This window comes from Nocardia sp. NPDC050630, assembly GCF_044457245.1.
Lineage (GTDB): Bacteria > Actinomycetota > Actinomycetes > Mycobacteriales > Mycobacteriaceae > Nocardia.
In genome coordinates this window covers 314,686-336,847 of record NZ_JBITGN010000002.1, presented here as the reverse complement: position 1 = coordinate 336,847, position 22,162 = coordinate 314,686, and the positions used below count along the sequence as shown (strand labels likewise).

The 22,162-nt window shown below is 65.4% G+C and carries 17 protein-coding genes; 9 read left to right on the top strand and 8 right to left on the bottom strand.

The window, feature by feature from the left end; translation table 11 throughout:
• Positions 1 to 91: 91 nt before the first annotated feature.
• Both ACIBG0_RS08960 and ACIBG0_RS08955 read right to left on the bottom strand, forming a co-directional pair.
• Positions 92 to 1,183: an isochorismate synthase MenF gene (locus ACIBG0_RS08960; protein ID WP_397030722.1), complete on the bottom strand. Its 1,092-nt coding sequence runs from the start codon at positions 1,181 to 1,183 to the stop codon at positions 92 to 94.
• 57 nt (positions 1,184 to 1,240) lie between these two features.
• Entirely contained in the window at positions 1,241 to 1,720 is a 480-nt protein-coding gene (locus tag ACIBG0_RS08955) for a universal stress protein (RefSeq protein WP_397030720.1), read from the bottom strand.
• Between the two features lie 144 nt (positions 1,721 to 1,864).
• On the opposite strand from ACIBG0_RS08955, the gene ACIBG0_RS08950 reads away from it, so the two are divergent.
• The 4 genes from ACIBG0_RS08950 (at position 1,865) to ACIBG0_RS08935 (ending at position 7,350) form a co-directional block, all read left to right on the top strand.
• On the top strand, positions 1,865 to 3,193 hold the full coding sequence (locus ACIBG0_RS08950) for an ADP-ribosylglycohydrolase family protein (protein ID WP_397030718.1): 1,329 nt from the start codon (positions 1,865 to 1,867) through the stop codon (positions 3,191 to 3,193).
• A gap of 39 nt (positions 3,194 to 3,232) precedes the next feature.
• Positions 3,233 to 4,393 (top strand): glycoside hydrolase family 3 N-terminal domain-containing protein, encoded by a 1,161-nt coding sequence (locus ACIBG0_RS08945; RefSeq protein ID WP_397030716.1) that lies wholly within the window; start codon positions 3,233 to 3,235, stop codon positions 4,391 to 4,393.
• Between the two features lie 251 nt (positions 4,394 to 4,644).
• A complete protein-coding gene (locus ACIBG0_RS08940; RefSeq protein ID WP_397030714.1) occupies positions 4,645 to 5,244 on the top strand; it encodes a TetR/AcrR family transcriptional regulator in 600 nt (199 codons plus the stop codon).
• A gap of 723 nt (positions 5,245 to 5,967) precedes the next feature.
• Positions 5,968 to 7,350: a DUF5685 family protein gene (locus ACIBG0_RS08935; RefSeq protein ID WP_397031199.1), complete on the top strand. Its 1,383-nt coding sequence runs from the start codon at positions 5,968 to 5,970 to the stop codon at positions 7,348 to 7,350.
• A 127-nt stretch (positions 7,351 to 7,477) separates the two neighbouring features.
• Here ACIBG0_RS08935 and ACIBG0_RS08930 read toward each other — a convergent pair whose 3' ends face one another.
• Positions 7,478 to 8,344: a MaoC/PaaZ C-terminal domain-containing protein gene (locus tag ACIBG0_RS08930; protein WP_397030713.1), complete on the bottom strand. Its 867-nt coding sequence runs from the start codon at positions 8,342 to 8,344 to the stop codon at positions 7,478 to 7,480.
• Complete coding sequence (locus ACIBG0_RS08925) at positions 8,344 to 9,702, bottom strand: 3-oxoacyl-ACP reductase (RefSeq protein ID WP_397030712.1); 1,359 nt, start codon at positions 9,700 to 9,702, stop codon at positions 8,344 to 8,346. The genes ACIBG0_RS08930 and ACIBG0_RS08925 overlap by 1 nt, the downstream gene beginning before the upstream one ends.
• Before the next feature lie 237 nt (positions 9,703 to 9,939).
• On the opposite strand from ACIBG0_RS08925, the gene ACIBG0_RS08920 reads away from it, so the two are divergent.
• The gene (locus tag ACIBG0_RS08920) at positions 9,940 to 11,256 is read left to right on the top strand and encodes an acetyl-CoA C-acetyltransferase (RefSeq protein ID WP_397030710.1); all 1,317 of its coding nucleotides are present in this window, start codon (positions 9,940 to 9,942) and stop codon (positions 11,254 to 11,256) included.
• Between the two features lie 224 nt (positions 11,257 to 11,480).
• On the opposite strand, the gene prcB is transcribed toward ACIBG0_RS08920, so the two are convergent.
• On the bottom strand, positions 11,481 to 12,281 hold the full coding sequence (prcB, locus tag ACIBG0_RS08915; protein WP_397030709.1) for a proteasome subunit beta: 801 nt from the start codon (positions 12,279 to 12,281) through the stop codon (positions 11,481 to 11,483).
• A 97-nt stretch (positions 12,282 to 12,378) separates the two neighbouring features.
• Positions 12,379 to 13,410: a phosphogluconate dehydrogenase (NAD(+)-dependent, decarboxylating) gene (gene gnd, locus ACIBG0_RS08910; protein WP_397030707.1), complete on the bottom strand. Its 1,032-nt coding sequence runs from the start codon at positions 13,408 to 13,410 to the stop codon at positions 12,379 to 12,381.
• A gap of 583 nt (positions 13,411 to 13,993) precedes the next feature.
• Between gnd and ACIBG0_RS08905 the strand changes: the two genes are divergently transcribed.
• Complete coding sequence (locus ACIBG0_RS08905) at positions 13,994 to 15,775, top strand: VanW family protein (protein WP_397030705.1); 1,782 nt, start codon at positions 13,994 to 13,996, stop codon at positions 15,773 to 15,775.
• Between the two features lie 7 nt (positions 15,776 to 15,782).
• Here the strand turns inward: ACIBG0_RS08905 and ACIBG0_RS08900 are convergent, their stop codons facing one another.
• A complete protein-coding gene (locus ACIBG0_RS08900) occupies positions 15,783 to 16,886 on the bottom strand; it encodes a DUF4185 domain-containing protein (protein ID WP_397030703.1) in 1,104 nt (367 codons plus the stop codon).
• 231 nt (positions 16,887 to 17,117) lie between these two features.
• Here ACIBG0_RS08900 and ACIBG0_RS08895 point away from each other — a divergent pair, with 231 nt between their 5' ends.
• Positions 17,118 to 18,242: a GGDEF domain-containing protein gene (locus ACIBG0_RS08895; protein ID WP_397030702.1), complete on the top strand. Its 1,125-nt coding sequence runs from the start codon at positions 17,118 to 17,120 to the stop codon at positions 18,240 to 18,242.
• Between the two features lie 50 nt (positions 18,243 to 18,292).
• Here ACIBG0_RS08895 and ACIBG0_RS08890 read toward each other — a convergent pair whose 3' ends face one another.
• Complete coding sequence (locus ACIBG0_RS08890; RefSeq protein ID WP_397030701.1) at positions 18,293 to 20,128, bottom strand: acyl-CoA dehydrogenase; 1,836 nt, start codon at positions 20,126 to 20,128, stop codon at positions 18,293 to 18,295.
• Between the two features lie 340 nt (positions 20,129 to 20,468).
• Between ACIBG0_RS08890 and ACIBG0_RS08885 the strand changes: the two genes are divergently transcribed.
• Both ACIBG0_RS08885 and ACIBG0_RS08880 read left to right on the top strand, forming a co-directional pair.
• The gene (locus tag ACIBG0_RS08885) at positions 20,469 to 21,065 is read left to right on the top strand and encodes an alpha/beta family hydrolase (protein ID WP_397030700.1); all 597 of its coding nucleotides are present in this window, start codon (positions 20,469 to 20,471) and stop codon (positions 21,063 to 21,065) included.
• Positions 21,066 to 21,240: 175 nt separating this feature from the next.
• Positions 21,241 to 21,906 carry an alpha/beta fold hydrolase gene (locus ACIBG0_RS08880; protein WP_397030698.1) on the top strand — a complete coding sequence of 222 codons (666 nt, stop codon included), beginning with the start codon at positions 21,241 to 21,243 and terminating at the stop codon, positions 21,904 to 21,906.
• Positions 21,907 to 22,162 lie beyond the last annotated feature (256 nt).

Genomic DNA, 22,162 nt, shown 5'->3' with positions numbered 1-22,162 from the left:
AGGCACATTCTGGGCCAACCTAGCAGGGCCGCGCTCGATAACCTACGTTCAGGCCACCGATAGCGGAACCGAATGGCGGGTCGGCGGTTGGTCAGCTCGGAATGGCGCAGTGCAAACTGCCGAGCAAGGTGCGCAGCTTGGCGGTGGTCTCGTCCAACTCGGCCTGCGGATCCGAAGCCGCCACAATGCCCCCGCCCGCGAAAGCGCGGATCGAGCGGCCGTCGGCGGCGATTTCCGCGCTGCGAATCGCGACGACCCATTCGCCGTCGCCGTACGCATCGCACCAGCCGACCGCGCCGCCGTAGAAGCCGCGCTCCTCTTCTATGTGCGCGATCGTGTCGAGCGCGAGATCGTTCGGTGTGCCACATACCGCGGGGGTCGGGTGCAGTCGGATCGCCAGATCGAGCGCGGTCGTCGCGGGATCGCGCAGACGGCCGGTGATCGGGGTGGCCAGATGCCAGACCTCATGGGTATTGATCAGCTGCGGACTGTCCGGAATGGTGAGTTCCGCGCAGAGCGGCGCGAGCACCTCTCGAATCCAGTCGATGACGAACGCATGCTCATCGCGATTCTTGGTGCTGGCCAATAACTCTCGCGCCTGCGCGGCATCGGCGTCCGGGTCGGCGAGGCGCGGCAGTGTCCCCGCTAGCGGATGCAACGTGACGGTCGTGCCGTGCCGTGCGACAAGTACCTCCGGCGTGGCGCCGACCAGTGTCGCACCCGGTCGACCCGCCGCCGTCAGGTCGACCGCGAAAACATTCGCATGCGGATGTCTGGTCAGCAGATGTCCCGCCACCAACTCCGGTTCCAGCGCGGCCTCGGCCTCGGCCAGCACCGATCGAGCGGCCACGACCTTGTGCAACGGCTGCGCCGGATCGTTCAGCTGCTCGACCAATTTCGTCACCCGCGCGACATGCTCTGCCGGACTCGGTATTTCGGTAATGACCCGAACGGCGGGCAGGTCAGGAAGTGCTGCGGGCCGCCACGGCCCGACCGTGCGTTGCGCCTGCTCAGGAACGCACAGCGCGGCCGAATTCCGGGGATCGAACGGCAGGGCCCCGACGATCAGCTCGGCGGTCCCGTCGCGCAGTGCCGCCACCGCCCGCGCCGCCTCGTCGAAGGCGACCCGGGTTCCCGACGCGCGGATCACCCCACGGGGCTGAGCGAGCAAGAAACCGTTCATGATCCCTCGACCCTAACCCCGCAAACCAGGAGCAGGGCCACCCGAGCGACCCAAATCTCAGCGACGCGGTTCCCTACCCGGCGGCACCATCAGCACCGGACGGTGGCAATGCTTGAGTACGGCGTCGGCGACGCTGCTGTGCATCAGCGCTCGAATACCGGTGGCGCCGCGCGTACCTGCCACGATGATGTCGACGTCCAGGTCGTCGGCGGTTTCGACAATGGCGTTCCAGATCGTCGACGTGCATTCCGCCGTGCGTGCCTCGGCGTTCAGACCGGCGAGTTTGGCCAGGCGGACGCCCTCGATATTGGTATTGCGGGCGTCGACATAGGCGATGTCCTCGATCTCCTCGTCGGGCACCCATTCCGGCTGCATCACACCGGAGAGTCCGGACAGCCGAGCGGCCTGGCGCACCATCGGTTCCCAGGCGGTGAGCACCACCGCTCTGTTGGCGGCGAGGAACCGACCGGCGTATTCGATGGCCCGCTTGGCATTTTCGGAACCGTCATAGGCAATGAGCATGAGATCGCACGGCACGATGACCTCCAGTTGGGAGTCATATGGCTACGCCACAAGATTACTCCGGACAACCCCGTTCCGAGGTATTGCCGCGCGCGGATATTCTGCTGCGGGAAGAATTGAACAGCGAAAACCGACTGGCGACACGGACCAGGAGCGGATATGCCCGATGCGAACGAACTGGTGTTCTTCGGCAGGCACGAGATCGAGCCGCGAACGCTGCTGTTCTATGAATGGCTGCAGCGGCTCGAATCGGGCTATCCGGTAGCCGAGTTCGAGTCCGAGGTGCGCGCGTTGGTTGCCGCCGATCATGCCGAACCGGCGGAATGTTGGGCGGTTTTCGATCGACTCGAAAGTACCGAACGCGACCCCGACTGGAGTTTCGACGAATCCGAAACCGCGGCACCGCGGTCGGCAATGCGGCCGGTCGCGCGGATACCCGAGCTGTTCGAGCGTATCCACGGCGGCTGGCTCGGACGCTGTGTCGGCTGCACGCTCGGTAAGCCGCTGGAAAATGGATTCGTCTGGACGCCCGCGCGAATCCGCGCCTATCTCGAGCAGGCCTGTGCCTATCCGCTGACCGACTATGTGCCCGCATTATCGCCACCATCACCGGAATATCCGTTGAATCCGACTTGGCCGGTATCGGCGAAGGGCCGAATCGACGGCGCTCCGCGCGATGACGATGTCGATTACACCGTGCTGGGATTGCATCTATTGGAAACGTGCGGAACGAATTTCACACAATCCGATGTCGCGGATGCCTGGTTGGCACATCTGCCATTTTTGCAGACCTACACCGCGGAGCGGGTCGCCTACCGGAATCTGATCGCTGGTCGGAAACCGCCACAAGTGGCCAGGTATCGAAATCCGTACCGTGAGTGGATAGGTGCGATGATTCGCGCGGATATCTACGGGTACGTCAACCCGGGTAATCCAGTACGTGCCGCAGAACTCGCCGCCCGCGATGCTGGGCTTTCCCATATCGGCAACGGCGTGTATGCGGCGATGTGGGCGGCAGCACTGGTGGCCGCGGCGTTCACCGCCGGCGATATTTCGGATGCGCTTTCGGTTGCCCAGCAATGCGTTCCGGAACGTTCGAGGTTGCACGTCGCGGTTGCCGAAGTGATCACCGACCATGACAGCGGGATGCCATGGGAGCAGGCCCTCGCAGCCATCCATCGCCGCCACGACCACTACAACTGGGTGCACGCCATTCCGAACGCCTGCCTCGTCACTGCCGGATTACTCTGGGGTGCAGGCGATTTCACCAGCACCATCGCGCTCACCGTGCAGGGCGGATGCGATACCGACTCCAACGGCGCCACCGCGGGGTCGGTGGCCGGAATCCGCGTCGGTGACCGTGGCATCCCGACCCACTGGACCGACCCGTTCCACGACGAACTGCACAGCGCGGTCTTCGGCCACGACGGCAGCAGAATCTCCGAGCTCGCCCGCCGGACGCAGCGCCTGGCTACTAGCCATACCTGAGTCGGACCGGTCGCGGCGCGGCGATTACCGTTGACTCTCATGCGGAAGACGCCTCTCGTCCTGCTCGCAATCCTGGCCGCCGTCGCGACGGCGTGCTCGAACGGTGACTCCGGCCCCGCGCCGTCGAAAGCCGCGACTCCCGCCGCGACGACCGTTTCCGCGGCTCCCGCCACCACCACCGTCAAAGGCGACTGCGGGGCCGATTACCTAGCGAAACTCACCCTGCGCGAGAAACTGGGGCAACTGCTGACCGTCGGGGTCACCGGTGCCGACGACGCCACGAATGTGGTGCGCAATTCGCAGGTCGGCGGCATTTTCGTCGGCGGCTGGACCGATAAGTCGTTGCTGGCCGATGGCTTGATCAAACAGGTCGCCTCTGTCGCCAAGGTGCCGCTGATGGTCACCATCGATGAGGAAGGCGGCCGGGTCTCCCGGGTCAAGGATCTGATCGGTCCGGCCCCGTCGGCCCGGGTAACGGCCCAGACCATGACCGCCGAGCAGTTCCACGACGCCACCGTGACCCGCGGTCGGGCGCTGAAGGATCTGGGTGTCACGGTGGACTTCGCGCCGGATGTCGATGTGAGCAGCCAGCCCGATGACTCCGTTATCGGTGACCGGTCCTTCTCCGACGATCCCGCGGTGGTCACCGAATTCGCCGACGCCTATATCCGTGCCATGAACGAGATCGGCGTCGGCACGGTGATGAAGCACTTCCCGGGCCACGGCTCCGGATCGGGCGATTCGCATACCGGTGCCGTGCGCACGCCGCCGCTGACGCAGCTGCAGAGCGTCGACCTCCTGCCGTTCCGCAATCTGGTCGACTCCGGCGCCGCCGTGATGGTCGGCCACCTCGACGTACCCGGCCTGACCACTTCCGATGTGCCCGCCAGCATCAGCCCGCAGGCCATGGCGCTGCTGCGCGATGGCACCGGTTACGGCGCGTCCCCGTTCCAGGGACCGATCTTCACCGACGACCTCGGCGGCATGGCCGCGATCACCAGCCGGATGAGTATCGAGGACGCGGTCGAGGCGGCACTGGTCGCAGGCGCCGACAATGCCCTGTGGATCACCACCGATGCGGTGCCGCGGGTGCTGGATCGTCTCGAGCAGGCGGTATCGAGTGGACGCCTGCCCGCCGACCGGGTCGACGCATCGGTGCTGCGGATGGCTCGCTTCAAGGGTGCGCTGCCGTCCTGCTGACCGCTGGCTTTTCGAGTGACCTGCGAGCCGTCGCTGGCGGCTGTCTTATGTTGTACAGCCGCCTTGTCGCCGGACACCCGTAGTATTCCTCTGCTGGACAGCTGAACAGCTGCGCCCGCGAATCCAAGGACATTGCGATCCGAAGGATGGGAGCCGAGTGCCGATAGTTCGCCGAACTTACGAACACGCAATCCAACCCGCCGAACTTACCTTGGAGTAATATAAGAGATCGACCATGCGGTAGGAGAGTGATGGCGGGCGGAACGAAGCGACTTCCTCGGGCGGTTCGTGAGCAGCAGATGCTCGACGCCGCGGTCGAGGTGTTCTCGCGTAAGGGGTTCCACGACACCTCGATGGACGCCATCGCCGCCGAGGCGAAAATCTCCAAGCCCATGCTGTACCTCTACTACGGCTCCAAAGATGAATTGTTCCGCGCCTGCATCCAGCGCGAGGGACTGCGCTTCATCGAATCGGTAGCTCCGGCGGGCAATCCGCAACTGTCCCCGCACGAACAGGTCCGCACGGCGCTCGAGGGTTTCCTCGGATTCGTCGACCGCAACCGCAACTCCTGGCAGGTGCTCTACCGCCAGGCGATCGGCCAGCAGGCCTTCGCCTCGGAAATCGAAAACGCTCGCGAACGCGTCATCGAACTGACCGCCAAACTCCTCGAATCCAGCGCCAAGCATGCCGACCCCGGTACCAACTTCGACGTCGTCGCGGTAGCCGTCATCGGCGCGGGCGAGGCCATTGCCGACCGTGTAGCCAGCGGCCGCATCGAAGTCTCCGAGGCAGTCGACCTCCTCGACGATCTCGCCTGGCGCGGCCTGGCGGGCCGCAAGAAGGCGGAGTAGCACCCGCCGCGGCCGTCGGCTCGATGCCGCGCATCAAACGGCCTCCCGTGCGTGTTCACGCGCAACTCGTGCGCGGGCAAACTCATGTCCGCCGACGCGTCCGGCTTGCGGTGGTCAGTTCGGTGTCGTGCGGCGCGTGTTTGTGGCGGGTGTTGCGCCGTGATTCGTGGGGCGCAGGCAAACTCATGTTCGCCGACGCATCCGGCTTGCGGTGGTCAGTTCGGTGTCGTGCGGCGCGTGTTTGTGGCGGGTGTTGCGCCGTGATTCGTGGGGCGCAGGCAAACTCATGTCCACCGACGGCACTGGCTTGGGTGGTCGGCTTTGCCTCGCGCGTCGAGAGTTTGTGGTGCGGGTGATGGTTGTGCCGCAGGCAAGCTCGTGGTCTGCTGATGGGTCCGGCTTGCGGTGGTCAGTTCGGTGTCCTGGGTCGAGCGTTCTATGGTGCAGGTGTTCGCGCGGTGATTAGTGTGCCGCAGGAACTCATGTCCGCCGCCGCGTCCGGCTCGTGGTGGTCAGCTTCGCGCCGCGCGTCGAGTGTTCTGTTGCGCGCGTGTTGGCGCGGTAATTCCTGCGTCGCGGGCGAATTCGTACGCGGCGGGCGGTCGCGTGGCGGCGAGCTAGTGTGCTGCGGGGTAGGTCTGGCTTGCGGGCGGGTTGACGGGGTGCCAGAGTGCGGGAGATCTAGAGAGTGGACCGGCACATTGGTCGGGGAACGGGGTGGAATTGTTCGGGATGTTGCGGCCGTGTTCGCATGGGGCCGAGAAGTACGGGATCGATGCGAACACCTGGCGTACACATATGTGTGGGCTGTGTTTGGGGCTGCGGGATGGGCACGGGCAATTGGCGCGGGCGGCGACCAATACCGATGCGATCGTCTTGAGCGTGTTGACCGAGGCGCAGATGTCGGGCCCGGTGGGGCGGACCACGGCGGGGCCCTGCGCGCTGCGGGGGATGCGTCGCGCGGAGGTGGCCAGTGCGGATTCGCCGGGCGTGCTGCTGGCCGCCACCGCGTCACTATTGCTGGGATCGGCCAAGATTCGCGATCACGTCGACGATGGTGACAGTTCCGTACTCACCCGGCGTCCGATGACGAAGGTATCGAGCCGCTGGGCCGACCGCGCACGATCGCAGGCCGCCCTGATCGGTTTCGATGTGGAACCGCTTGTCGCCGCGATAAATTCGCAGGCCCGGTTGGAAGCTCTCGCCTCGGCGAGCACGCAACCCTCAGCTGCCGCCGAATCGACCGCCCGATTGCACGAGCCAAGTGCTGTCGATGCTTCCCCCGCTCGACCGAGCGATTTCGGGAGTGCCGAATCGATCGCCACCCCATCGCGTGCCTTCGGCGGTGTCGACGCGAACCCCGCCGGATCGGCCGAATCGACTGGGCGCGCATTGGTCGGCAGTACGCGCAAAACATCGGAAAATGCGTCTGGCATAGTCTCTCTCGATGACCTGACCGCACCAACTCAGATGTGCGCGGCGGAATTCTTCGCGCACACCGCTGTTCTGGCCGACCGGCCGGAAAACATCGCCGCTTTGCGTGAAGCGGGCAGGCATTTCGGACGGATCGCACATCTCGCCGACGCCGTCGAGGACTTCGACGCCGACCGAACCCGCGGCCGCTTCAACCCGCTCGCGGCCACCGGAACCACCATGCCCCAGGCCTACGACATACTGCGGCAATCGGATTCGCACCTGCGCAAGGCGGTCGCGCAGGTGGAGCTGGACCAGGTCCCCACCATCCGCTGGATGCTGCTCGACCCGCTGCACTCCCTTGTGCGCAGAGTCGGCCGCGGCGTCGGTGCGACCGCCCACGCCTGCAGTACAGCTCGGCACACCGCGTCAATGCAGTACCCGATGCCGCCGGGAACGGGATTCGAGAAGCCGCCGCGTCGCCCCGGCATCGGCGAGGCCCTGGCATTGGTCCTCGGTGTCTACTGCACCGGCTACGCCTGCTGCGCCGACCACACCAACCCGTGCAGCGGCAAGCGCAAGGACGCCTGGATCAAGAACTGCGACTGCGGCGACTGCTGTGACTGCGGTGATTGCTGCAACTGCTGCGATTGTGACGGCTGCTGCTGCGATGGTTGCGGCTGCGACTGCTGAGCCCGCCCGTGTTGTCGTGGTGCCTACGAATTGACCCGGCGATTCCGTGCGCGGGAGGCAGGCTCATGCGCCGCAGTCCGGAAACAGCGAAGCCGCACCCCGGTCGAGGGTGCGGCTTCGACGGAAATCAGCGCAGGGTGGCCGTCAGATGCGGATACCCCTTCTTCGGGTGCAATAGCGCCAGATCCCAACCACCGTCGACCTGGTCGGCGTACACATTCACGGTGGACGGCAGCAGAATCGGCTTACCGAATTTGACCGCGTAGCTGGTCTTTTCGGGAATCCGCCCCTCGACATTGGAGAGGATGTTCGCGGCCGACCACATGCCGTGCGCGATCGCCTTCGGGAAGCCGAATGCCTTGGCGCCCAATGCCGAGGTGTGGATCGGGTTGTGGTCACCGGAGGCGGCCGCATAGCGGGTGATCGTCTTCTGATCCACCCGAACGGTGCGCATCGGCGGCGGCGGAACCTCTTCCGGCTTCGGCTCACCCTTCGGCTCACCCGAGAGCGAGGTGCGCTGCTGGTGCAGGAATGTGGTGACCTGACGCCACACCAACTCCCGGCCGACGTTCACCTCGGTGATCGCATCCACCAGCAGCCCCTTCGGGTGCTCGCGCAGGTTCTCGATATGCGTGGTGAAGTCCAGCGGTTCGCTCACCGAGATTTCGCGACTGCGCTCGATCAGATTCTGCGCGTGCACCGCACCCACCGCGACGAACGGAAAGTCACGTGCCACAACGAGTTGCATCGCCAGCGGGAAGCTGAGGATGAACGGGTAGGTCAGCGGCAGTGAGTCGCCGAACCGCAGTCCGGTCGCCCGGCAGTACGCGGCCAGATGATCCGGATCCACGCGCAGGCCCGCCAGCCGTACCACGCGGTCGGGCAGTGTCGATTTGCGCGCCGAGACCAGCGGCACCGGGACCGCACCGAGCGCGGCCTTGACGAAAAGGCTGCTGTTCTTGGGCGGTTCGGTGAGCGTGATGGTTTCGGTCATCATGCTCCGATCAGGCTCTGACCGCAGACCCGAACCACATTGCCGGTCACCGCATTCGACGCCGGGCTGGCGAAGTAGGCGATGGTCTCGGCGACGTCGATGGTCTGGCCGCCCTGCAGCAGCGAGCTCATCAGTCGACCTGCCTCGCGGGTGGCCAGCGGAATGGCCGCGGTCATGGCGGTTTCGATGAAACCGGGCGCGACGGCGTTGATGGTGATGCCCTTCTCGGCCAGCTTGGGCGCCTCGGCATCGACCATGCCGATGACACCGGCCTTGGATGCGCCGTAGTTGGTCTGGCCGCGGTTACCCGCGATGCCCGCGATGGAGGACACGTCGATCACCCGGCCGCCCTCCTTCAGCGCACCACGCGCCACCAGGCCCTCGGTAATGCGGTGCGGTGCGGCGAGATTCACATTGATGACCGAATTCCAACGGCCCTCATCCATATTCGCGAGCAACTTGTCGCGGGTGATACCGGCATTGTGCACGACGATATCGATGCCGCCGAAGCGCTCGGTGGCGAATTCGGCCAACTTCTCGGCGGCGTCGGGTGCGGTCACATCGAGTGCGAGCGCGGTGCCGCCGACCTTGTTGGCGGTGGCCGAAAGGGCCTCACCGGCCGCGGGGATATCGGCGACGATCACGGTCGCGCCGTCGCGGGCGAAAACCTCGGCGATGGTCGCGCCGATACCGCGCGCGGCGCCGGTGACCACGGCGACCTTGCCGTCGAGCGGCTTATCCCAGGCGGCCGGGGCCACCGCGTCGGCCGCACCCACCCGGATGACCTGGCCGTCGACGAATGCCGACTTGGCCGAAAGCAGGAAGCGCAGTGTGGATTCCAGACCGGACGCGGTGGCGGAGGCCTGCGGGTGCAGGTAGACCAGCTGGGCGGTGGCGCCGCGCAACAGCTCCTTGGCGACGCTGCGGGTGAAGCCCTCGAGCGCGCGCTGGGCGATCTGCTCGTCCACGCCCGAAGCCAGCTCGGGAGTGGTGCCGATGACAACGATGCGGCCGGATGCCGCGACGCTGCGCATGGCGGGCTGGAAGAATTCGAACAGCTGCGACAGATCCTCGACCGTGCCGATACCGGTCGCGTCGAATACCAGCGCGCCGTACTTCTGGCCCGAGGCGGGCGCGTCGGCGAAGGTGTAGTCCGAAAGCAGGGTGCGCACCGGTTCGACGACGCGGCCCTTTCCGCCGAGTAGCACTGGACCGGGCAGCGGCGGCTCACCGGCCTGGTAACGGCGCAGGTGTTCCGGCTGCGGCAGGCCCAGCTTGCTCGCCAGGAACTGGCCGGGAGCGGAGTGTACGAACGAACCGTAGAGGTTGGGAGCACCCTTGCTCTTGCTTGCTGCCACTGTTTCTCCCTTTTCTGTGTCTCGTATGTCGTGGTTCGGCCCGCTGCGTTGCCGAATGGTCTGCTCGCGTACTAGATGCCCCGGCGCGAATTACGCACACTTGCGGGGTACGGTGTCGACAACAAACTTACTCCAGAGTAAGTTTAAAGTAAACCAACCGCGACGGGGCGCCGATCTGCGCGGACACGTCCGTGTCGAACGGCCCACCGGGCACCCGACGAGACCTTGGAGACTCGAGTGACAACCAAAGCCCGTTCAGCGAAGAGCACGGCGAAGAAGGGCCCACGCCCGGTTGCGATCGTGGGCGGTAACCGGATTCCGTTCGCCCGCTCCGATAAGGCCTATGCCCACGCCTCCAACCAGGACATGTTCACCGCCGCACTGGACGGTCTGGTGAGTCGGTTCGGTCTGCAGGGCGAACGTCTCGGCATGGTCGTCGGCGGTGCGGTGCTCAAGCGCGTCGGCGAGCACGGCATGGTCCGCGAGAGCGTGCTCGGCAGCAAGCTCAGCCCCTACACCCCGGCCCACGACCTGCAATTGGCCTGCGGCACCGGCCTGCAGGCGATCGTCACCGTCGGTGACGCGATCGCCGCCGGTCGCATCGATGCCGGTGTCGGCGGTGGCACCGACACCACCAGCGATGCTCCGATCGGGGTCAGCGAGTCCATGCGCGAGTGGATGCTCGACGCCAACCGCGCCAAGAGCAATAAGGACCGCCTCAAGCTGGTCGGTCAGCTGCGTCCGGCCATGCTCGGCATCGAAATCCCGCGCAATGCCGAACCGCGCACCGGTCTGTCCATGGGTGAGCACGCCGCCATTACCGCCAAGGAATTCGGTATCGCGCGCGAGGCCCAGGACGAATTGGCCTACCTGTCGCACAAGAATATGGCCGCCGCATACGACCGCGGTTTCTTCGACGATCTGATCACCCCCTTCCTCGGCCTGACCCGCGACGACAATTTGCGTCCCGGTTCGACCATCGAGAAGCTGGCCACCCTGAAGCCGGTCTTCGGCACCACATTGGGCGATGCCACCATGACCGCGGGTAATTCCACCCCGCTCACCGACGGCGCCTCCGCGGTGCTGCTGTCCAGCGAGGAATGGGCCACCGAGCACAATCTGCCGGTGCTCGCGCATCTGGTCGATTCCGAGGTCGCCGCGGTCGACTACATCCATGGTCCCGATGGCCTGCTGATGGCGCCGACCTACGCGGTGCCGCGCCTGCTCGCCCGAAACGGCCTGACCCTGCAGGATTTCGACTACTACGAGATCCACGAGGCCTTCGCCTCGGTGGTGCTGGCCACCCTGCAGGCGTGGGAGTCGGATCAGTACTGCAAGGAGCGTCTGGGCCTGGACGGCGCGCTCGGTTCGATCGATCGCGGCAAGCTGAACGTCAACGGGTCCTCGCTCGCCGCGGGGCACCCGTTCGCCGCGACCGGTGGCCGCATCGTGGCGTCCACGGCGAAGATGTTGGCGGAGAAGGGATCCGGCCGCGCGCTGATCTCCATCTGTGCCGCGGGCGGTCAGGGCGTCGTCGCGATCCTGGAGCGCTGAGCTCCCCCGCCGCTCCCCCGCCTCCCCGAATATTCAGGCGCCTGGCTCAACAGCCACGACGGTAGCGTTGGCGGCTGGCAGGTAGACGGTGGCTGGGTTAGCCCGTACCCGGTGAGTTACCCATGTGCTGACGAGATCAGTTGTCGCCTTCGAGAAGGCTGATCTCTGGATTGGGCAGTGGTGGTATTCGGTCGTTTCTCGAGCGAATACCACCCTGCTGGCCTTCAGTCGCGTGCCGCTGCGGTGCGGTCTTCGAGGAGTTCGCGCGAGATCTGCGCGATCCGATCCTCCGGAACCTCGACTGCGCCTTCGGAATTGATGACGACCACGGTCGGATAGATGCCGCGGGTGAGATCCGGGCCGCCGGTGGCGGTGTCGTCCTCGGCGGCATCGAAGAGTGATTCGACGGTGATGCGCAGCGCCTGATCCTCGTCGATGCCGCGGCTGTAGGTTTTCTTCAACGAGGACTTCGCGAACAGCGAACCGGAACCAACCGCGGTGTAGCCGAAGCGCTCCTCGCTGCGACCGCCGACGACATCGTAGGAGAAGATCCGCCCGACCTTCTCCGGGTCGGTGGCGCTCAGGTCGTAGCCGACCAGTACCGGGACAACCGCCATATCCTGCAGTGCGGCAGGCAGATTGTCGCGCACCATCTTCGACAGCTTGTTGGCCTTGCCCTCGAAGGTCAGCCCGACGCCCTCGATCTTCTCGTAGTGTTCGAGCTCGACCGCGAACAACCTGATCATCTCGATGGCCATGCCGACGGTGCCCGCGAAGCCCGCAGCCGAGTAGGTATCGGTGATGAACACCTTCTCCATATCCCGGCTGGCCAGCAGATTTCCCATGGTGCCGCGCCGGTCACCGGCGAGCAGCACCCCGCCGCGGTAGGCGACGGCCACGATCGTGGTGCCATGCGGCGCAATGTCGTGCCCACGCACCGCCGCATTGCCGAAATCGCTGCCGGGCAGGAGTTCCGGGGCATATCGGCGCAGGTTCTCGGAGAAGGAAGACGTCGCGTACTCCATATCTCTCACGGTAACGACTTCCGCCCCGGGCGTCAGCGCACCGAACTCCCACGGGCGGCGGCGAATCCGATCAGGCTGGTCGCGGGGGCGGATAGTCCTACTTCGGGGGCAGCTCGATGTGACCGCCGAAGGCCTTGCGCATGGCCGAGAGCATCTTGTCCGCATAGAGCGCCTCGCCACGTGAGGAGAACCGCGCGAATAGTGCCGCCGCGAGCACCGGCGCGGGGACGCCGGTATCGATCGCGGCGTCGAGGGTCCAGCGGCCCTCACCGGAGTCCGATACCCGACCGTCGAAGGATGCCAGGGTCGGATCGGCGTAGAGCTCGCTCGCGGTGAGGTCCAGCAACCACGAGGCGACCACCGAACCACGCCGCCACACCTCGGTCACCTCGGGCACGTCGATGTCGTATCGGTACCACTCCGGATGTTCGAGCGGCGTTTCCTCGGCGGAGGCCACGGCATCGTGTGTCGCGCCGATATTGGCCTTGTGCAGGATATTCAGGCCCTCGGCGTAGGCGGCCATCGCGCCGTATTCGATGCCGTTGTGCACCATCTTCACGAAATGGCCCGCACCGGCCGGTCCGCAGTGCAGATAGCCATGTTCGGCGGGCGACGGCTCGCCGGTGCGGCCCGGCGTCCGCTCTGCCGCCTCGACCCCGGGGGCGATGGACTTCAGCAGCGGGTCCAGATGCGCGACCGCCTCGGCCTCGCCGCCGATCATCAGACAGAAGCCGCGGTCGAGTCCGAATACCCCGCCCGAGGTGCCGATATCCACATAGTGGATGCCCCTGGGCCGCAGTACCGCGGCGCGCGCGATGTCGTCGTGGTAGCGGCTGTTGCCGCCGTCGATGATGATATCGCCGGGTTCGAGCAGCTCGGCGACCTGGTCGATCACCTGACCGGTCACCGCTGCCGGGATCATCACCCAGACCACGCGCGGGGTCGCCAGTCTGGACACGAAGTCCTTCAGATCGGTGGAGCCCTGGAAACCATCGCTGCCCAGTTCGGCGACAAGCGTGTCGATGGTCTTGGGTCTGCGTTCGTAGCCGACGGCGGTGTGCCCGTCCTTGACGATCCGGCGCACGATATTGCCGCCCATCCGACCTAGGCCGATCATTCCCAGCTGCATTCCATCCATCTCCTCGTCGCGTGTGGAGCCCCGGTGGCAGGAGTTCACATCCGATTGTCCCGCGCGTGTGTAACGCGCGGTGCGACGCAGCGATAAACGGGATGGCTCCGCGTAGTTGCCAGACCCCCGACCCGGCAACTACGCGGGGCCCTTCCATGTGTGGCGCGGTCCGTTGCGCGGGATTCGCTGGTCGACCGTGCTGTTCTGACGATGTCGGTGCAGACGATTATCGTTGGCGGGGCTCGCACCGTGCGGGCTCCTGACAATCGAGCGGGGAGGACGGTTCGTGACGAGCGAATCGAGTACCGGGCGGCAAGGTCGACACGAAGGCGGCCAGGTCGGACTACGGCAGCTCCTCGACTCGGCGCGCTCCGCCGCACCGCAGCAGCCCCCGCGGCCGCGCACTGTTGCTGAGCAGGATCCGGGCGCGGATCAGCCGCCCCAGCCGCCAAGGCCTCGGACGGCCGAGCAGTCGAGGCGCTACCAGGCGGCGGTGCGGCATGAGTCAGCAGTACAGCCGCAAGCGGCTGCGCAGACTCCGACTCCGTCGGGAGACCAGTCATCTGAGTGGGCCGGGGATTCCATGCCCACCGAGCCGCTGCGGACATCTCGACGGCCGAAACCAGCCGAGACACCCGCACCCACCGGCGAGCGGCGTCGCGGACCCGAAAAGCCATCCAGACCGAGCGGGCTGAGATCGCCCATCGCCAAACGCATCGGTATCGGCATCGGCGCACTGATCGCGGTGTGCGGACTGGCTTACGTTGCCGACCTTGTACTTTCCTCCGGTCACGTACCGCGCGGCGTCGTGGTCGCCGGAATCGATATCGGCGGCAAGGACACCGCCGACGCGGCCGCCCAGCTGCGTACCGCGGTGGATCCGCGCATCGACCAGGAACTGCCGCTGCGGATCGGCGACGTGCAGACAAGGATCACTCCTCGAACCGCTGGCCTTGGGGCGGATTGGGATGCCACGATGGCCCGCATCGGCGGCCAACCGCTCAATCCGATCACCCGACTGACCTCGCTGTTCGTCACGCATACGGTGCCGGTCGCGAGCACCGTGGACGACAATGCACTCGACGCCCAGCTCACCGCCCTGCGCGTACACGACCGCCCGACGGTCGAGGGCACCATCGCCTTCGACGGCGCCCGCCCGGTCGCCGTGCCACCGGTACCCGGCCGCATCCTCGATGTCCCAGCCGCGCGCACCGCGCTCATCGAAAACTGGTATCTCGGTGCGCTGCTCGATCTTCCGGAGACGGCCGCGCCCGTTGCCGTGCGCGCGGAGGCGGTCGAGCAGGCCTTGCACACCATCGCCGAGCCGGCGGTGAGTGCGCCGATTGTGTTCGCTGGCAAGAACAATGCGACCGGCAAGCTCGAGCCGGAGCAGATCGCGTCCATACTGTCGTTCGCCCCCGATGGTCAGGGTGGTCTGGCCGCGACCTTCAAACAAGATGTCGCTCTCGGGGTGCTGGGTCCGCAACTCGCGCCGTCCGAGGTCGAGGCCAAGGATGCGACCTTCGCCGTGACCGGGGCGACCGCGTCGGTGGTTCCGGCCGTGATCGGCGACAAGATCAATTGGGCCAAGACATTCGAGCAGTTGCCGAATCTCATCGTCGCACCGCAGGAGCGCACCGCCCAGGCCGTTTACGACAAGGTCGATCCCAAGCTAACCACCGAGGCCGCCAATGCACTCGGCGTCACCGAGGTGATGGGCCAATTCACCACTAGCGGCTTCAGCGGACCGTCCGGTGTGAATATCCGCGTGGTCGCCAAGAAGGTGAACGGCGCCATCGTCAAACCGGGAGAAACCTTCTCGCTCAACGACTTCACCGGACCACGCGGCATTGCCGAGGGCTACGTCGAATCCGGCATCATCGACCACGGCCGTCCGAGCACCGCGGTCGGCGGCGGTATCAGCCAGTTCGCGACCACCCTCTACAACGCCGCCTATTTCGCGGGTATGGAGGATGCCGGTCACACCGAGCACAGCTACTACATTTCCCGCTATCCGGCGGCACGCGAGGCCACCGTCTTCGACGGTGTCATCGACCTCAAATTCCGCAATAACAGCCAATCCGGTGTCTACATCGAAACGTCGACCACCGACTCGGAAGTCACGGTCCGCCTCTGGGGCACCAAGACCGTCAATGTCGAATCCATCACCGGCGAGAAGACCAAGCCGACCGAGCCGACCGAGGTCAAACTCCCCAAGGGCAAGGACTGCATCGCCACTGAAGGCGCACCGGGGTTCACAATCTCCGATACGCGAGTCATCACCGATCGCAAAAGCGGTCGGCAGATCTCACGCACCACGCGGACGGTGAAGTACGACCCGGTACCTGTCGTGAAATGCGAGTAGTCGACTCCTACAGCGGGGTTCGCATCAGCACGACGTTGTACTGGTTCCACACCGACAGCAAGAAGTACAGATCACTGCCGGTCTGATACGGGAAGATCATCGGCGCGTAGGCGCTCGGCAGCGCGGTGCCGTCGACGAGCACCTCCGATTCGCTCCACGGTCCCTCCGGCGCCGATGCGGTGCGCAGCACCACCGAATTCGTGGAATCGGTGGTGAGCATGATGAATTTGCCGAGATGTTCGTTCCACATGACCGACAGCTCACTGACATCACCGACGATCGGTGTGGCGTCCTTGGCCTCGGGTTTCCACTCCGTGCCGTCCCAGTATTCGTAGCGATCGAGATCGGCTATATCGGATTCCTTTGCCCGCGAGACGAATCCAGGATTCAGCCGACCGGCCGGGGTGCCGTAGCGATAGACGTAACCGTCATCTTTCAAGAAGGCGTTCTGCTGAAAGTTCTGGTGTCCGTCCACATTCGCGCGCCGGGTGGTTGTCAGCGGTGCCCAGGTCCGCCCGCCGTCACCGGAGGCGGCGAGAGTGGAGAAGTTGGTCGTCCACTTGCCGTGCTCACCCCATTCGCGTACCGACATCAGGCTCATGTACTGCACCCCGCCGACCGAAATGCCCGCTGTCGGAATGAGACTGATCTCGATGCCCGGAATCTTCGGGCTGGGCAGCGGATTGGTCACGGCGCTCTCGAAGGAGATCCCGTGCGAGGGATCCTTGGTCGAGCTATGGAAAAGCACCTGGCTGCTCCATGCGAAGGCGCTGCCGACGAGCAGATTGGGGAAGCCGAGGCCCGCGCTGTCGCCGAAGGCGGTGATCATCCGGCCGTTGCCGTCGTCCCACATGACGCCGAGGTCGGTGCCGAGCACATTGACGTTCTGGGTGCGATTGGGGCTGTCCATCCCGGTCATCTGATAGACCGCCTGGGTCGATCCGGGTAAGCGCGGCAGGCCGCGTGGCTGTCCGTTGAGGCCGGGAATGGGGTTGATGCCGGGGATGGGAAGCACGAAATTCGAGTCCGCGGCGGCCGGTCCGGCCAGCGCGACCGAGAGTGCGGCGGCGAGTACACCGGCTCTGGTGATTGCGGACAGCGATCGGTTCATCCGGACGATCCCTTCTAGCGCGCAGTCTGCCCGGTCATTGTGCCCGGTTTCGTGATCTCTGTCCGGGTCCTGCGGGCTGGAGAGCGACATGTGACGATCGCTACACTGGGAGGATCAGGAGACGGGGCTCGGGCAGGTACTGACCTGTCACCGCTGGCTTAACAGCCGCTCGAAATGGCAAAGCTGTTCGGTACATCCAGCAGGATTTCGTGAACGCTAGGCGGTGGCTCCATGGGTGACAGTCGCGCGATACTTCGTAGTTGGTGGCGCGATCCGGCGCACTATCGCTGGTTCGTGCGTACTCTCGAATCCCATTCCGGGCTGCGCCTGATCCAGGCGATCATCGGTGCGGGTGGTGCGTTGATGCTCGTGATCAACATCCTGATCTGGATGTCGCCCGCCGGTCCGAGCGGCACGGCGGGCCGAACTATCTTCGCGGCGGCCGGTGCGACCGCCGCGGTCTGGACGATCCGCTGGTGGTTTTTCCCATGGCCACGTGCCATCACCTCACTGGCCATGTTGATCTGGGCCGATCTCGCGATCACGGCATCGTGCCTGGTGGACAGCGATCGGGTGTACGGCGCACTGAGCGCGATGCTGCTCGTGGTCACCGGTGCCTACATCACGTTCTTCCACAGTCCAAAGGCGCTCGCCGTGCACGCCGGATGGTCGCTGCTCACGGTGAGTGCGCTGGCCATATTGCTGGTGGTCGATGCGCAGAGCAGTGATCTAGCGCTGGCCGGTGCGATGGTCCTGATCATGGTCGCGGCCATTGTGGTCGTGCTGCCCGCGCTGCAATTCTGCTATTGGGTACTGCGCATCGATGTGCTCTCCGACCCGTTGACCACACTGCTGAATCGCCGCGGACTCGACTACTACCTGCACCGCTCCCGGTACCAGCAACAACTGTGCGTCATCACTCTCGACCTCGACCATTTCAAGTCGGTCAACGACACCTTCGGCCACATCATCGGTGACGAGGTGTTGGTCTCGACGGCCGAGCGGTTGCGCGCCGTGGCCGATCCCGATGCCGTGGTCGCCCGCACCGGCGGGGAGGAGTTCGCGGTGGTCGATCAGTTGGATCGCGCGGCCGCGCTGGATCTGGGCGAGCGGTTGCGCCTTGCCGTGGCACAGGCGTCCGGCATACCCGTCACCGTCACGGTCAGTGTGGGAGTAGCGGTATGGGAGGGCGGGACCGACGACGGACGGCCGCGATTGCTGTTGCGGTGCGCCGACGACGCGATGTATCGGGCGAAACGGCTGGGCGGCAATGCCGTTGTGCTGGCCGAAGATCCGCAACATGCGACGATACAGCTCGCCGAGCCCGCCCGAGAGATGGCGCACGGCACCGAATAACAACAGCGGCCCCGGATATTCCGGGGCCGCCATGTGCGAAATCTATTGGATCAGAACGCCGCTTCGTCCAGCTCCATGATGTCGTTGTCCAGGTTGGACAGGATGGCGCGGGTCGCGGTCAGCTCCGGCAGCACATTGCGTGCGAAGAACTGCGCGACGCCGACCTTGCCCTTGTAGAACGCCTCATCGGTACCGGTCGCGCCGTTGTCGAGGGCCTTGATGGCGACGTCGGCCTGCCGCAGCAGCTGCCAACCGATGAGCAGGTCACCGACGGCGAGCAGGAAGCGCACCGAACCGAGACCGACCTTGTACAGCTCGCTCGGCTGCTCCTGGGCGCCCATCAGGTGCCCGGTCAGGGTGGCGGCCATGGCCTGCACATCCTCGAGCGCGGTGGCGAGCAACTTGCGCTCGGCCTTCAGCCGACCGTTGCCCGCCTCGGACTCGATGAACTTTTGCACCTGGCCGGCCACGTGGGCCAGCGCGACGCCGCGGTCACGGGCGATCTTGCGGAAGAAGAAGTCCTGCGCCTGGATCGCGGTGGTGCCCTCGTAGAGCGAGTCGATCTTCGCGTCGCGGATGTACTGCTCGATCGGGTAGTCCTGCAGGAAGCCGGAGCCACCGAAGGTCTGCAGCGATTCGGTCAGGTACTGGTAGGCCCGCTCGGAACCGACACCCTTGACGATCGGCAGCAGCAGATCGTTGACGCGGAAGGCCACATCCTTATCGGCACCGGAGACCAGCTCGGCGATATCGGCGTCCTGGTGTGCGGCGGTGTAGAGGTAGATGGCGCGCAGACCCTCGGCGTAGGCCTTCTGCATGGCCAGGCTGCGGCGCACGTCCGGGTGGTGGGTGATGGTGACGCGGGGGGCGGCCTTATCGGTCATCTGGGTCAGATCCGCACCCTGGACGCGCTGCTTGGCGTAGTCCAGTGCGTTCAGATAACCGGTCGACAACGTCGCGATGGCCTTGGTGCCGACCATCATGCGCGCGTTCTCGATCACGTCGAACATCTGCGCGATGCCGTTGTGCACCTCGCCGACCAGCCAGCCCTTGGCGGGCACGCCGTGGCCACCGAAGGTGACCTCACAGGTGGCCGAGACCTTGATGCCCATCTTGTGCTCGACATTGGTGACGAAGACACCGTTGCGGTCGCCAAGGGTCTGGGTTTCGAAGTCGAAGTGCCACTTCGGCACGTAGAACAGCGACAGACCCTTGGTGCCCGGACCGGCACCCTCGGGACGGGCCAGCACCAAGTGCATGATGTTCTCGAACAGGTCGTCGGAGTCGCCAGAGGTGATGAATCGCTTGACGCCCTCGATGTGCCAGGAGCCGTCCTCCTGCTTGATCGCCTTGGTGCGGCCTGCGCCGACATCGGAACCGGCATCCGGCTCGGTCAGCACCATGGTGGCGCCCCAGTTGCGATCGGCGATGATCTGCGCCCACTTCTTCTGCTCATCGGTGCCGTTGTTGTAGAACACCTGTGCGAAACCCGCACCGGCGGCGTACATCTGAGCCGGCGGGTTGGCGCCGAGGATCATCTCGCCCAGCGCCCAGGAGACAGCGCTCGGGGCGCCGAGGCCACCCAGCTCCTCGCGGACGGCGACCTTGGCCCAGCCCGCGTCTTCCAGCGCGCGGTAGGACTTCTTGAACGATTCGGGGAGAGTGACCGTGTGGGTCTCGGGATCGAAGGTCGGCGGGTTGCGGTCACCGTCGACGAACGAATCGGCCAGCGGACCCTCGGCCAGGCGACGCACCTCGTTGAGCATCTCCTTGACGGTCTGGGTGTCGAGATCGCCGTAGGCGTCGCTGTCGAGGATGGTGCCGAGGCCGAGTACCTCGAAGAGGTTGAACTCCAGGTCGCGGACGTTGCTCTTGTAGTGGCCCATTTCTGTTACTCACTCTCCATTGAGTTGGTGCGGTCGGTTGCTCGCCGTTCCCGCCCGTTGTCCATCCATCGGGTAGCCGTGCCTGCCTCCGTAGCGACTGCTTGCAGGTCGCTCGAAGGATCAGCCGCATGCTACTCGCGGGTAACTTATTCGCCATATTACCGGTCGGTAATGGGGCCGCAAAGGCTCGAGCGGGCAAATGTGATGTGAAAAACACTCGAATGCGTTGCCGTTCGTCTACGGCTCGCGTAGTAGAAGGCCGAGCCGGGTTTGCCGACGCGTGTTGAGCGTCCGACTGGCTGGGCGTCTCTGGATAGCTGGCGCCGACTACCGTGAAGATGTGCGAATCGAGACGAGCGCGGGCCCCGCGGAGATCGAGCTCGACAAACCGCGCAAGGCGGCGTTCCTACTGCTGCTCACGCACGGATCCGGCGGCGGTGTCGACGCGAAAGACCTGCTCACCGTGCGCGATCGCGCCTACGAACTGGGCGGCGCGGTCGCGCGGGTGGTGCAGCCGTATCGGGTCGCCGGACGACGCGCACCCGGCTCCGCGGTGAAGCAGGACGAGGCTTGGCTCGAGATCGTCGCCGCCCTGCGCAAGCGGGTGAAGAAGGTCCCGCTCATTTCGGGTGGGCGCAGCAATGGGGCGCGAGTGGCCTGCCGCACCGCCATTGCCGCCGATGCGCGCGGTGTGCTCGCGCTGTCGTTCCCGCTGCATCCTCCGGGTAAGCCGGAGAAGACGCGTCGCGAGGAACTGTTGGCTCCGGGCGAGATCGAGGTCGTCGTGATCAACGGTGCCAATGACCCGTTCGGTGTGCCCGATTCGGCCGATGCCGCCGAAGTTCGGATTATCCCAGGTCAGGCCCACTCTTTCCGCTCCGGGTTCGACATCATCGCCGAGACGGTCACACCTTGGCTGGCGCGGTGGAGTGCATAGCCTCTTCCTGGTCGCGCGTTCGTTACCTCGCTATATAACGAGAACTTCTCGCTATGAGAAGAACGATCTGTTGGACTTCTGATTGCGCGTCGACTTCGCTGGAAGAGGCTCGAGTCGATATGCCGGTGCCGCACGTGCCCACCGATCGACCCGGCGAAGGGAACCGGAGTGTGAATTGGCAACCTACGTTCTTATCCCAGGCATGTGCCACGGTGGCTGGTGCTACGAATCGATCACCGACCAGTTGCGCCGGCCTGGTCATCGGGTCTACCCGCTGACCCTCACCGGACTCGCCGAGCGCAGCCATCTGCTGACCGCATCGGTGAACCTCGAGACGCATGTCCAGGATGTGGTGCGGCTATTGGTGGCCGAGGATATCGAGGACGCGGTGCTGGTCGGTCACAGCTATGGCGGGATGGTGATCACCGGGGCGGCCGACCGGGTACCCGAGCGGATCGATTCGCTGGTCTACCTCGATGCCGTGGTGCCGCGCCACGATGACTCCATGTGGCGGCTGGTCTCCGAACAGGAGCGGCAGTGGTACCTGGACGTGGCGAAGACCGGTTATGCGGTGCCGCCGCTGCCTTTCTTCGATCCGCGCGCCACCGGACACCCGCTGGCCTCGCTGCTGCAGTCGGTTCAGCTCACCGGCGACCTCACCCGATTCCGGCGCCGGGAATACGTATACGCGGCTAGCTGGGACGGTGAATCTCCGTTCACCAGCTTCTATGAGCGGCTTCGCGATGATCCACAGTGGCGCACGCATGCAGTCGACAGCAAGCACAACCTCATGCGTGATGCCCCTGATGAGTTGGTGGCGATTCTGCTCGCGGACCGGTGAATACGGCTGATCGGCAGGCGGTGCGGCTCGCCCTCGGCACAGCTCGGCGCTCGGGCTCGCCCCGCAGGCTCCTGGCTTGCCGACCACACCTCGACCCTCGCCTGGACCGCGGTTCTGTGCACCGCCGCCGCGGCGATCGCCATAACCGAGGGCAATCGCCATAACCGAGGGCAATAGGTTGCTGAGATCGGTTCTCGCTGCGCGGAGCCGATCCCGGTCAGGTTGGCGGGGTGGCCGCGGCCTGCGGATGACCAAA

Bases quoted from the DNA above. Each gene is read 5' to 3' on its own strand.
- ACIBG0_RS08960 (WP_397030722.1), bottom strand. From the start codon at position 1,183: ATGAACGGTTTCTTGCTCGCTCAGCCCCGTGGGGTGATCCGCGCGTCG.
- ACIBG0_RS08895 (WP_397030702.1), top strand. From the start codon at position 17,118: ATGGGTGACAGTCGCGCGATACTTCGTAGTTGGTGGCGCGATCCGGCG.
- ACIBG0_RS08940 (WP_397030714.1), top strand. From the start codon at position 4,645: ATGGCGGGCGGAACGAAGCGACTTCCTCGGGCGGTTCGTGAGCAGCAG.
- ACIBG0_RS08890 (WP_397030701.1), bottom strand. From the start codon at position 20,128: ATGGGCCACTACAAGAGCAACGTCCGCGACCTGGAGTTCAACCTCTTC.
- ACIBG0_RS08950 (WP_397030718.1), top strand. From the start codon at position 1,865: ATGCCCGATGCGAACGAACTGGTGTTCTTCGGCAGGCACGAGATCGAG.
- ACIBG0_RS08905 (WP_397030705.1), top strand. From the start codon at position 13,994: ATGCCCACCGAGCCGCTGCGGACATCTCGACGGCCGAAACCAGCCGAG.
- prcB (WP_397030709.1), bottom strand. From the start codon at position 12,281: ATGGAGTACGCGACGTCTTCCTTCTCCGAGAACCTGCGCCGATATGCC.
- gnd (WP_397030707.1), bottom strand. From the start codon at position 13,410: ATGCAGCTGGGAATGATCGGCCTAGGTCGGATGGGCGGCAATATCGTG.
- ACIBG0_RS08900 (WP_397030703.1), bottom strand. From the start codon at position 16,886: ATGAACCGATCGCTGTCCGCAATCACCAGAGCCGGTGTACTCGCCGCC.
- ACIBG0_RS08945 (WP_397030716.1), top strand. From the start codon at position 3,233: ATGCGGAAGACGCCTCTCGTCCTGCTCGCAATCCTGGCCGCCGTCGCG.
- ACIBG0_RS08930 (WP_397030713.1), bottom strand. From the start codon at position 8,344: ATGACCGAAACCATCACGCTCACCGAACCGCCCAAGAACAGCAGCCTT.